This is a genomic window from Pseudomonas sp. (genome assembly GCF_032058845.1).
Lineage (GTDB): Bacteria > Pseudomonadota > Gammaproteobacteria > Pseudomonadales > Pseudomonadaceae > Aquipseudomonas.
Genome location: NZ_DAMCCR010000016.1, coordinates 1 through 12366, shown reverse-complemented (window position 1 = coordinate 12366; position 12366 = coordinate 1). Strand labels below are relative to the sequence as shown.

General features: G+C 61.3%; 10 protein-coding genes. All 10 read left to right on the top strand.

Features of this window, described 5'->3' with window-relative positions:
- A partial coding sequence (locus tag RT028_RS05100; RefSeq protein ID WP_312933130.1) for an S-type pyocin domain-containing protein occupies nt 1-2464 on the top strand: 2464 nt, incomplete at its 5' end.
- Nucleotides 2461-3003: a DUF6392 family protein gene (locus RT028_RS05095; protein ID WP_312933128.1), complete on the top strand. Its 543-nt coding sequence runs from the start codon at nt 2461-2463 to the stop codon at nt 3001-3003. The genes RT028_RS05100 and RT028_RS05095, both read left to right, overlap by 4 nt.
- Nucleotides 3004-3008: 5 nt before the next feature.
- On the top strand, nt 3009-4073 hold the full coding sequence (locus RT028_RS05090; protein ID WP_312933126.1) for a bacteriocin immunity protein: 1065 nt from the start codon (nt 3009-3011) through the stop codon (nt 4071-4073).
- An 18-nt stretch (nt 4074-4091) separates the two neighbouring features.
- On the top strand, nt 4092-4514 hold the full coding sequence (locus RT028_RS05085) for an S-type pyocin domain-containing protein (RefSeq protein WP_312933124.1): 423 nt from the start codon (nt 4092-4094) through the stop codon (nt 4512-4514).
- Nucleotides 4515-4674: 160 nt separating this feature from the next.
- On the top strand, nt 4675-5658 hold the full coding sequence (locus tag RT028_RS05080; protein ID WP_312933123.1) for a phosphate ABC transporter substrate-binding protein PstS: 984 nt from the start codon (nt 4675-4677) through the stop codon (nt 5656-5658).
- A gap of 388 nt (nt 5659-6046) precedes the next feature.
- Complete coding sequence (locus RT028_RS05075) at nt 6047-8080, top strand: ABC transporter permease subunit (protein ID WP_312933217.1); 2034 nt, start codon at nt 6047-6049, stop codon at nt 8078-8080.
- Nucleotides 8081-8097: 17 nt separating this feature from the next.
- Nucleotides 8098-9768 carry a phosphate ABC transporter permease PstA gene (pstA, locus tag RT028_RS05070; RefSeq protein ID WP_312933121.1) on the top strand — a complete coding sequence of 557 codons (1671 nt, stop codon included), beginning with the start codon at nt 8098-8100 and terminating at the stop codon, nt 9766-9768.
- 104 nt (nt 9769-9872) lie between these two features.
- Nucleotides 9873-10706 (top strand): phosphate ABC transporter ATP-binding protein PstB, encoded by an 834-nt coding sequence (gene pstB, locus RT028_RS05065; RefSeq protein ID WP_312933119.1) that lies wholly within the window; start codon nt 9873-9875, stop codon nt 10704-10706.
- Between the two features lie 207 nt (nt 10707-10913).
- On the top strand, nt 10914-11684 hold the full coding sequence (phoU, locus tag RT028_RS05060; RefSeq protein ID WP_312933118.1) for a phosphate signaling complex protein PhoU: 771 nt from the start codon (nt 10914-10916) through the stop codon (nt 11682-11684).
- A gap of 163 nt (nt 11685-11847) precedes the next feature.
- On the top strand, nt 11848-12366 hold a 519-nt coding region (locus RT028_RS05055; protein WP_312933116.1), incomplete at its 3' end, for a response regulator.

Below are 12366 nucleotides of genomic sequence, written 5' to 3'. Positions count from 1 at the left end.
CCGCCGGCGAGCGGCGGCGCTGGCTGAAGCTCGGGCACAAGCGCAGGCATATACAGAGGCCCAGGCGCTGGCCCAGGAGCAGGCGCGCCAGGCTGCGGCGGCTGCCCAGGCCGCCGCGATGGCAGCTGCACATCAGCAGCAGGTCGAGGCCTTCAGTCAGGCCCGTGAGGCCCGCCGTGCGCAGCTCGATGCACATTTCGCCGGACAGCTCCAAGGCCTCAAGCAAGCCCTGCAAACCGAGATAGACCGCGCCCGGACCGTCCCTGAGGTTGCGCCAGGCGAGCGCTGGCATTTGTACCTGATCAGCAAGGCGCAGGCCGGGATAAACGGGCTGATCGCGGCCAAGCAACCTGAGCTGGCCAGGCAACAGGCGCTGGCCACTGCATTTGCCGATTCAGACATGGGACCTGAGCGCTATGCCACCGGCTTGGCAGCATTACCTACCGCGGCACAGATGCAACAGCTTTATACCGAATGGAACGCGGCCTATGCGGCAGCCGGAGAGGCGGCACTTCTACAAGAAGCGATCAGCCAGCTGCAAGCGTGGTCGGCACAACTGGCAACTGAGCACGCTGAGCAAGCGGTGGTATGGCAGGCACGGGAAGCCCAGTGGGAGGCTCAGCGACAATACGCCGAACAACGCGAAGCGCGGATTCTGCACAAGCAGCAAGCGGATGAAGACCGTCGCCTCGAGCACCTCAAGCAAGCGGCGACCTTCACCACACCAACGGCGGCTGTGCAGTCGGGCGGTGCCCTATTTACCCAAGCCGGCGTTCAGGTGGCGGCAGACCTGGCCGCGACCTTGGAGCACGCCGTTGCCAATGCCGCCAAGGAGCTGCTGCGGATCGCCGCGATGCGGGCCGGACAAGCCGTCAGCCTGACGGCGCAGCTCGTGTTGTATTCCCCCGCGCTAGGCAATGGCGAGTTGACCCCAGCCCAGCGCCAGCAACGGCTGCAAGGTGCAGGGCTGCGTGCCGAGCTGCTGGGCGTCGCTTCAGGCCAGGACCTCCAGGCCATTGCCGATCAGGGCGGGACTGCCCAGCTCAGCCATCGACTGAAGATTGAGCAGGTACCCGGCGGCAGCGCGATCGCCATAGCGTCCACGGGTGCCGGGATCGCCGCTGAGGTGCCGGTCCGGAACGCAGTATTCGACCCGATCACCGAAACGTACCGGGTCGAGGCCGCTACGCCGACTGGCAAGACGCTGGTATTCGGTAACGCGCAGGCCGCGCCTGAGACGTCGTCCAGCGGTGGCATCCTGCCGCTGGCAGCAGAGGTGAGCGAGGTCGCGGCGGGGGTAGACCTGCGCTTCGATGACTGCATCGTCTGCCTGCCTGGGCAAGCCGCTCAGTATTTCTCCTTTGCGTTGGCTCCTCCGGGCAGCGGCGTCGTCAATGGCCAAGGCGTTGCCGTGACGAACAACTGGTGGCCCGCCGACGCTGCGGCAGCGGCAGCGTCATTGCCTGTGCCTGAGCAGGTCGGCCGTCAGTTACGCGGGCGTACATTTTCCGGCCTGGGCGCGTTTGAAAGCGAGGTGTGGCGCTCGATTGCCTCTGATAGAGCATTACTGGGGCAGTTCGACCCGGTGAATCAGCACCGCATTCTCAACGGCTTTGCACCCATCGCCGCCAAGGCCCGATGGCGTGACGGGCGCTCGGCGTTCGAGTTGCGCCACGCCGCAGCGGCGGGTATCGGCTCGGGGCTCTATGACCTCAGTCAGCTCAGGCTCCACAGCCCGGCGGATGAGCAAGGGATAAGAACGGTCATCGAGCCCTTCGCCCCTTGGTTCGCGGCCAGCGTGGCTGCAGCACTGGATACCGCTTTGGTCCCTGGGCAGCCCAACCGCACCTGGACGCCCTTGGTGGTACCGGGCGCTGAGCTGCTGGGCTCCACGCGCCTTCCCGCAGCGCCGCCACCCCCGACCGTATTACCCGGCGGCCCTGCCGAGCCCATTGCGCCAACTATTGAAATACTTCCAGGCGAGGAAGCTGCGCAGACTGGGGCCATAATTCCGGGCTTCGGCGATGGCACAGAGTTGCCTGAGTCGGGGCTGGTCAATTATGAGCCGGCTGAGCCACTGGAGGTGGGGGAGTACAAGGATTTGAGCCGGCGGAGTATTAATGATCGGATGGATGTGGATCATATTGTTTCGCGCAAAGCACTACAGGTTTTTTTGGTAAAAAGAAATTCAAAAATTGATCCGCGGAATTTGAAGTACCAGTTGGAAAACGCTCCTAACATAGTGATACCGACGGAGGTGCATAGACGGTTCAGTCAAACATATGGAGGGCGAAATAGTAGATCAAGGCAACTCGAGGATGCGTCTGACTTGCGAGCAGCAGTCGATATGAATATAGATGCATTGAAGCCTGGTCTACTCGAGTACGGATTTCCTGATGTTGAAATTGAGAGTGCTCGACAGCAGCTCCACGATTTACACAGTAGAAGAGGGTATTACGAATGAACGCTTTGCAGCTCGAAATCTATTTGAAAAACATAGGGAGATCGCACGCGGATCTCGTCTCCGAGCAGATTGTAACGGCTGAAAAACTCATTGAGGTATACCCGGACCCATTAACGTTGTATCTCGAACCAGAACCTGGTCTTTACCTGGTTTTCTGGGCAGAAACAAAAGTTTTCGAGTCGTTGCTTATTTGTCGCGCAAAAAGTTTTCCGGATGCGGTTATTTATCAGGAGGAACTCCCAAGTCCTTATGGGGATTTGGTCAATCGTCAGGTGGTCCTTGCTGCGTTAGGTCAGCCTTATGAGTCGAAAGGCCCCTATAAGATGCCGTTTCCATCAGGAGAGGTTGGAGGATGGGATAGTTTTGAGATTCTTGGCGGCGGATATGACAATTTGGGATTTACTACTGATTATGATCGTCAGCTGAACGTCGTACAGCTGGCCTTTTCCTTGAAAAAGACGAGTCTCGAAATTGAGCTAGAAGAACACGAACGTCAAAAAGATAAATCGAGTTCTCCCGCTTCTGATTTGGAAGGGTAAAAGCCATGGACCTCAGACCCACCCTCGATCAATACGAAGAATCCGCATTCCTCGCCTTCGTCGACGACATCTGGAATGCCGAAACCGATCGCGCGTCACACGACGCGGCCATCAGCCATTTCAACGCCATCGTAGGTCATCCTGCCGGCAGCGATCTGCTCTTCTATTCGCCTTTAGAGGAAGTCGCCCTCGAGAATTCGCCAGGTGCGATCGTGTTTACCGTCAAATCCTGGCACACGAACCAAGGTCGCGCCGCCTTCAAGGACCAGCCCCTGCCACCGCCGCCCATCAGGCAGCAACTGACGCGTGAGGAGCAGGCAATTCAACGTTCCGAGCTTAAGCTGCGCGAGGTCCGCACACTGGTGACACAGCTCGATGAGCTTCAGCTCGACGCGAAGCTGGTAGCGTTGCAGCAATCCATGCTGATCGCTCCGCCGACCGGTACACCTGAGCAGCAACTCGCTGATGACCTGGCTGCCCTCAGGACGTTGGAAGCCGCCCAGGTTCAAGCCACAGCTGCCGCAGCGCGACTGCGGCGATTGCAGACGGCGATCGACTTTGCACTCAAAAATGCCCAGAGCGATGCCCGCTTCTCTAGCGGAAATGCTGAGATCCAGGCTGTAGTGCTGCATGAAATCACGTTGGCCAGTCAGCGGCATGCTGCAGTTACGGCCGTTACACAAGCGCGTCATACCGGTTTGTACGATCACGCGGTGACGGTCATCGAACAACTTGAAGCGCGTATCGCGCAATCGGCCAGGGCCAGTGGCAGCGGGCCAGGGCATGGCGCCCTGCGGTTGTTGGCACCCATGCATTGGGCGACCACTCATCCCCTGCTGCTTACAGAAGGCAGGCAGCACCATGCCACTCTGCAATCGCAACGTGCTTTCAATCAGTCGCTGTATTCCGCGCTGGCTGAACTGGAGTGGCAGGTTTCGGCCTTGGACGGCAAGCATGCTGGTCTGTACGCCGATGTTGCAGAGTTGATCCTGGCGACGCCCAGCGAGGATCCACGTTTTGCGCTCGCCGTGCCGCTCAACCTCCTGGCTGATGTACAAACGCCTGACTGACATGCCGCATCAGCGCGCGTGGGTCAGGTAGGCATGCCAGTGCGCCTTTGCTCGTTGGTCGAAGTGGCCGCCGCTGCAAAGATCATCGGTGTCAAACCGTTCAAGCGCATTTCCCATGTGGTAGCGACATCGACCGCTGGCCTGTCGAGTCAGGTCAGAGTTCGAGCCGCTGCTTGGGATGAGTCCGAGCAGAGCTGGATCTTCGTCTCCGATGACAATTCTCCAATCACCATTGCATGGCGGGGCGATGTCAGAGCCTACACTGCGCATGATCCTGATCGACCCTCAAGTATCGGTCACTTGAGCATCCACTCTGTGCCTGCGCTGCTACCGTTCTCAGGCATTGAAGAGATTCGATTCGATGACTACGTCGTCGTCTTCCCCCTAGCCGCCGGTATTGATCCCGTGTATGTCATGTTCAGAGATCGGCGCGAACTCTGACTGGCCTGTACCCCCTCCCAGATAGATGAAAGATCACTTCCCACCCAGGTAGTGGCCTTTCATCTATTTGTCACATTGAGGTCATACCTTAGTCACACGGCCCCCAGATACTGGCCCCCGTTCTGACCTGAACCCCTCGAAATTCTGCTAGGAGCAAGGCATGAAACTGAAGCGTTTGATGGCGGCCCTGACATTTGCCGCCGCTGGCATTGCAACCGCCAATGCGGTGGCCGCTGTCGATCCCTCGATCCCGACCTACACCAAAACTACCGGTGTGTCGGGCAACCTCTCCAGCGTGGGTTCCGATACCCTGGCGAACCTGATGACCCTGTGGGCCGAGGCCTACAAGAAGGAATACCCGAACGTAAACATCCAGATTCAGGCTGCCGGCTCCTCCACCGCGCCACCCGCGCTGACCGAAGGCACCGCCAACCTGGGCCCGATGAGCCGCAAGATGAAGGACGTCGAGCTGCAGGCGTTCGAGCAGAAATACGGCTACAAGCCAACCGCCATCCCGGTTGCCGTCGACGCCCTGGCCGTATTCGTGCACAAGGACAACCCGATCAAAGGCCTGACCATGGCCCAGGTCGACGCGATCTTCTCCTCGACGCGTCTGTGCGGCGCCAAGGCTGATGCCAAGAGCTGGGGCGATGTCGGTGTGACCGGCGACCTGGCCGGCAAGCCGATTCAGCTGTTCGGCCGTAACTCGGTATCGGGCACCTATGGCTACTTCAAGGAAGAAGCGCTGTGCAAAGGCGACTTCAAGCCGAACGTCAACGAACAGCCTGGCTCGGCTTCGGTCGTGCAGTCGATCAGCAGCTCGCTGAACTCGATCGGCTACTCGGGCATCGGCTACAAGACCGCTAGCGTGAAAACCGTACCGCTGGCCAAGAAAGAAGGCGGCGAGTTCATCGAAGACAACGAAGAAAACGCCCTGAACGGCAAGTACCCGCTGTCGCGCTTCCTCTACGTCTACGTCAACAAGGCGCCGAACAAGCCGCTGGCTCCGCTGGATGCCGAGTTCATCAAGCTGGTGCTGTCGCAGGCCGGTCAGCAGGTCGTGGTGAAGGATGGTTACATCCCGCTGCCGGCCAAGGTCGTCGAGAAGACTTTGAACGATCTGGGCCTGGCTCACGCCAAGTAATCGAATACCCCGGAAGGGCCGCCTGGCGTGCCCTTCCACCTCTTCTTCAGTCCGTAGCCAGCCCCCCTGTGCCGCGGACTTTTTTGCGTCACTGCATTGTCATGTTTCTGTCATACGAGACCGCTAGGGTGTGCGCATGAATGATCTGGCCAACTCCACCATGACCCAAAATTCCCCCCCCGTGCGGATTGATTTCAATACGCCGGAGATGCAACGCAAACGCCGTGTGCGTGCCTTCAAAGACCGCCTGACCCGCTGGTATGTCCTGGTGGGCGGGCTGGCCGTGCTGGCGGCGATCACGACGATCTTCTTCTACCTCGCCTACGTGGTGCTGCCGCTGTTCCAGGGTGCCGAACTGACGCGCAAGGATGCCCTCACGCCGGCTTGGCTGCAGGATGCTGGCAAGCCGCTGATGATCGCCCTCGAAGAGCAGAATCTGGTAGGCATGCGGGTTTCCGACAAGGGCCAGGCGCTGTTCTTCGACACCAAGACCGGTGCCGAGCTCAAGCGCGTCGACCTGCCGATCCCGGCCGGCACTCAGGTCTCCTCGATCGGTGGCGACCAGCCGGGCAGCCCGCTGATTACCCTCGGCCTGTCCAATGGCCAGGCGCTGCTGTTCCATCACAGCTACAAGATCACCTATCCCGATGGCAAGAAAACCATCGAGGCCGGGGTGGACTTCCCTTACGGCGAACAACCGTTCGTGCTGGATGAACAAGGCCGCCCACTCGAGCACGTCAGCGTCAACGTCAACGGCGAGAACTTGTTGTTGGCCGGCTCCGTTGGCGCCAGCCTGCAAGTGCTGCAGATCACTCGCGAAGAAAACATGATGACCGGCGAGGTCACCAGCGAGCAGAACCGTATCGTCCTGCCGCAGATGTCCGAGCTGGTCAAAGCCATTTATGTCGACCCGCGCCAGCAATGGCTGTATGTGGTCAACGGCCGGGCTTCGGCAGACGTCTTCAGCCTGCGCGACAAGAGCCTCAATGGCCGCTACAAGCTGCTCGAAGACGGCAACGCCGAAATCACCGCGAGCGGCCAGCTGGTCGGTGGCATCTCGCTGATCTTCGGTGACTCCAAAGGCGGCCTGAGCCAATGGTTCATGGCCCGCGACCCGGATGGCGAGCAGCGCCTGAAGCTGATTCGCAGCTTCCAACTGGGCAAAGCGCCGGTGGTGCAGATCGATGCCGAAGAGCGCCGCAAGGGCTTCATCGCCCTCGACAGCGAAGGCAAGCTCGGCGTGTTCCACAGCACCGCGCACCGCACCCTGCTGGTCGAACCGGCCGCTGAGGGCGCAGGCATCCTGGCGCTGTCGCCACGGGCCAACCGCATCATCATCGAAGAGGGCGGCAAGCTGCTGCCGCTGAGCCTGCGCAACCCGCACCCGGAAGTGTCGTTCAGCGCGCTGTGGGGCAAGGTCTGGTACGAGAACTACGACGCGCCGAAGTACGTCTGGCAGTCGACCGCCTCGAACACCGACTTCGAGCCCAAGCTGAGCCTGTCGCCACTGACCTTCGGTACGTTGAAAGCGGCGTTCTACGCGATGATTCTGGCCGCGCCGCTGGCCATCGCTGCCGCCATCTACACCGCCTACTTCATGGCCCCGGGCATGCGCCGCAAGGTCAAGCCGGTGATCGAGCTGATGGAAGCGATGCCGACGGTGATTCTGGGTTTCTTCGCCGGGTTGTTCCTGGCGCCGTACCTGGAAGGCCACCTGCCGGGCGTGTTCAGCCTGTTCATGATCCTGCCGCTGGGCATCCTGCTGGCCGGGTTCACCTGGGGCCGCCTGCCGGAGTCGATTCGTCTGCGGGTGCCGGATGGCTGGGAAGCAGCGATTCTGATTCCAGTGATTCTCGGCATCGGCTGGTTCGCCCTGGGCATGAGCCCGTTCCTGGAAACCTGGTTCTTCGGCGGTGACATGCGCCTGTGGATCAGCAACGACCTGGGCATCACCTACGACCAACGCAATGCCCTGGTGGTCGGTATCGCCATGGGCTTTGCGGTGATCCCGAACATCTACTCGATCGCCGAAGACGCCGTGTTCAGCGTGCCGCGCAGCCTGACGCTGGGCTCGCTGGCGCTCGGTGCCACGGCGTGGCAGACCATGACCCGCGTGGTCATCCTGACCGCCAGCCCGGGGATTTTCTCGGCCCTGATGATCGGCATGGGGCGCGCCGTGGGCGAAACCATGATCGTGCTGATGGCGACCGGCAACACCCCGGTGATGGAGATGAACCTGTTCGAAGGCATGCGCACCCTGGCCGCCAACGTGGCGGTGGAAATGCCGGAGTCGGAAGTCGGCGGCAGTCACTACCGCGTGCTGTTCCTCGCGGCGCTGGTGCTGTTGCTCTTCACCTTCATCATGAACACCTTGGCCGAGCTGATTCGCCAGCGTCTGCGCAAGAAATACTCGTCGCTTTGATAGAAAGGTAGAGATCCGTGAAACAGGATTCCCTCAAAGGCTGGTTCAAGAGCGGCGCCCCTGGCGTCTGGATCAGCGGTGGCGCCGTGGCCATCGCGGTCATCATGACCATCGGTCTGCTGTCGGTCATCGCCGTGCGCGGCCTGGCGCACTTCTGGCCGGCCGACCTGATCCAGGCCACCTACGCGGTGCCGGGTCAGGGCAACCACGTGATCATCGGTGAAGTGGTACAGAAGGAAGAAGTGCCACGGGCTCGTCTGAAGGGGGCCGGCCTGCCGGTGCCCGAGGAGGGGCCGGAGTTCATGACCCGCGAGCTGATCAAGGTCGGCAACCGTGACTTGAACGGCAACGACTTCAGCTGGGTGGTGGGCGAGTGGCTGGTCGATCAGCACAAGCCGGCTGACCTGATGGCGCTGGAGCGCCGTGAGTGGGGCAACTTCTACGGCTATCTGGTCAGCGTCAAGCAAGGCGACCGCGTGGTTGCCCAGGGCCCGGCGGCCTGGGGTGAGCTGCAGGCGCGTCTCAAGCGCGTCAGCCAGCTCAACGATGAGCTGCAGAGCCTCGAGAAGAAAGACATCGGCGCCATCAACCATGGCCTGGAGCGTTTGCGTCTGCATGGTCGCAAGCTTGAGCTGGACGGCAAGCTGACCCCTGCGGCGCAGGCCGACATGGAGTCCGAGCGCGCCGAGCTGAACAATCGCTACAAGGCCATCGAAGAGCGCCTGAGCACCCTGCACCAGGACTACGCCCGCGACAGCCTGGTGGCGCGTGATGGCAACGGCCGGGAAGTGGAGATCAACCTGAGCAAGGTGGTGCACGCCATCCAGCCCAACGGCATGTCCATCACCACCAAGCTGGCCACGTATTTCAGCAAGGTATGGGAATTCCTCAGCGACGACCCGCGTGAAGCCAACACCGAAGGCGGCATCTTCCCGGCCATCTTCGGCACAGTGATGATGACCCTGATCATGGCCGTGATCGTCACGCCGTTCGGCGTGCTGGCGGCGGTGTACCTGCGCGAGTACGCCCGGCAGGGCCCGGTGACCCGCTTGATCCGCATTGCAGTGAACAACCTGGCCGGTGTTCCGGCGATCGTCTACGGCGTGTTCGGCCTGGGCTTCTTCGTCTATGTGCTGGGCGGCTCCATCGACCGGCTGTTCTTCCCCGAATCCCTGCCGGCGCCCACGTTGGGCACGCCTGGCCTGCTGTGGGCCTCGCTGACCCTGGCGCTGCTGGCCGTACCGGTGGTGATCGTGGCCACCGAAGAGGGCCTGGCGCGGATTCCGCGTACGGTGCGCGAAGGCTCGCTGGCGCTGGGCGCGACCAAGGCCGAGACGCTGTGGAAGATCGTGATTCCGATGGCCAGCCCGGCCATGATGACCGGCATGATCCTCGCCGTGGCCCGTGCGGCCGGTGAAGTGGCGCCGCTGATGCTGGTGGGTGTGGTCAAGCTGGCGCCGTCCTTGCCGGTCGATGGCAACTACCCCTACCTGCACCTTGACCAGAAGATCATGCACCTGGGCTTCCACATCTATGACGTCGGCTTCCAGAGCCCCAACGTCGAGGCCGCGCGGCCGCTGGTGTACGCCACCGCGCTGCTGCTGGTGCTGGTGATCGCCAGCCTCAACCTTTCGGCGGTGTGGATTCGTAACCACCTGCGCGAGAAGTACAAGGCCCTCGACAGCTGATTTGAAGACTCAAGCCACAAGCGGCACGCTTCACGCTGATCGCCGCTTTTGCCCTAACTTGCAGCTTGCAGCTCGAAGCTTGCAGCTACAAACGGAGTAAGACCATGCAGCACGAAACCCATAACCACGGCATCGACATGTCTGCCCTGGGTCGCGACAAGCAGGGCCTGCGTCTGGCCGAAGAAACCGTGGCCATCGAAGTGCCGGGCCTGTCGCTGTTCTACGGCGACAAACAGGCGCTGTTCGATGTGAAGATGAACATCCCCAAGCAGCGCGTGACGGCCTTCATCGGCCCGTCGGGCTGCGGCAAGTCGACCCTGCTGCGCACCTTCAACCGCATGAACGACCTGGTGGACGGTTGCCGTGTGGAAGGCGCCATCAACCTCTACGGCAACAACATCTACCGTAAAGGCGAGGAAGTGGCCGAGCTGCGCCGCCGCGTCGGCATGGTGTTCCAGAAGCCCAACCCGTTCCCCAAGACCATCTATGAAAACGTGGTCTACGGCCTGCGCATCCAGGGTATCAACAAGAAGCGCGTACTCGACGAAGCGGTGGAATGGGCGCTCAAGGGCGCGGCCCTGTGGGACGAGGTCAAGGACCGCCTGCATGACTCGGCGCTGGGTTTGTCCGGTGGTCAGCAGCAACGTCTGGTGATCGCCCGTACCATCGCCGTGGAACCCGAGGTGCTGCTGCTCGACGAACCGTGCTCGGCGCTCGACCCGATCTCGACCCTCAAGGTCGAAGAGCTGATCTACGAGCTGAAATCCAAGTACACCATCGTCATCGTGACCCACAACATGCAGCAGGCGGCGCGGGTTTCGGACTACACCGCCTTCATGTACATGGGCAAGCTGGTGGAATTCGGCGATACCGATACGCTGTTCACCAACCCGTCGAAGAAGCAGACCGAAGATTACATCACTGGCCGTTACGGCTAGTGGCAGGGGGCTTGTGCGGCCAGGCATGCTCATGACGCGCGGCGCCTGGCGTGTAGCCTTGCTTTTACAGGCCTTTGAGTCTGTAGGCGCGGAGTCATCCGCGATGGGCTGCAGCGCAGCCCCTGTCCAGGCGACTCGGCCCCCTGGACGGACCGAGTACCCATTACCAACAATTTCCAGCTTGCAGCTTTGGCGCGGAGCGAAACGATGATCAACAAAGAAAGCCTCACGCATCACATTTCCCAGCAGTTCAATGCCGAGCTGGAGGAAGTGCGTAGCCACCTCCTGGCCATGGGCGGGCTGGTGGAGAAACAAGTCAACGATGCGGTTACCGCGCTGATCGAGGCCGACTCCGGGCTGGCCCAGCAAGTGCGTGACGTTGACGAGCAGATCAACCAGATGGAGCGCAACATCGACGAGGAGTGCGTGCGCATCCTTGCCCGCCGTCAGCCGGCAGCGTCCGACCTGCGCTTGATCATCAGCATTTCCAAATCGGTGATCGACCTGGAGCGCATTGGCGACGAATCGACCAAGATCGCCCGCCGTGCCATTCAGCTGTGTGAAGAGGGTGAGTCGCCGCGTGGCTATGTGGAAGTCCGTCACATCGGTGATCAGGTGCGCAACATGGTGCGTGATGCGCTCGATGCCTTCGCCCGTTTCGACGCCGACCTGGCCCTGTCGGTGGCGCAGTACGACAAGACCATCGACCGCGAGTACAAGACTGCGCTGCGCGAGCTGGTGACCTACATGATGGAAGACCCACGCTCGATTTCGCGGGTACTCAGCGTGATCTGGGCGCTGCGTTCGCTGGAGCGGATCGGCGACCATGCGCGCAACATCTCCGAACTGGTCATCTACCTGGTGCGCGGCACTGACGTACGCCACATCGGCCTCAAGCGCATGACCGCCGAAGTGCAGGGCACGGCAACGCAAGATGCACTGCTGGCTAATGTTCCGCCGTCGCCTGACGATAAATAGTATTGCGCGTGAAACACGACGCCCGGCCTGTGCCGGGCGTCTTCGTTTTCGGCGCAGACAGCGGAGGTCGATGCAGGCGATGGACAAGCAACCCGCCGCAGCGTGCGTTTTGGCAAAAAGCCATCATTCGGCGGTATGCTAGCGGGGTAGATGAGGAGTCTCGATGAGTAAAGTCAAAGTGCTGGTGGTGGACGACGCTTCGTTCATCCGCGATCTGGTCAGAAAGGCGCTACGCAGCGCCTTTCCCGGCATCGCTGTGGAGGACGCTGTCAACGGCCGCAAAGCCATGACGCTGTTGACCAAGGAACCCTACGATCTGGTGTTGTGCGACTGGGAAATGCCTGAGATGAGCGGTCTGGAGCTGCTCGCCTGGTGCCGTCAGCAGCCGTCGCTCAAAGGGCTCCCGTTCATCATGGTGACCAGCCGGGGCGACAAGGAAAACGTCATTCAGGCCATCCAGGCCGGTGTGTCCGACTTCGTCGGCAAGCCATTCACCAACGAACAGCTGCTGAGCAAGGTGAAGAAGGCCTTGAGCAAGAGCGGCAAGCTCGACCTGCTGCTCAGCGGCGTGCCTGCCCGCGCCACGTCGGCGTTCGCCAATGATTCGCTGAGTGCCTTGACCGGTGGCCGGCCGGAAACGCTCAAGGCCACGCCTGCTGCGGCCACTGCGGCCACGCCGCAA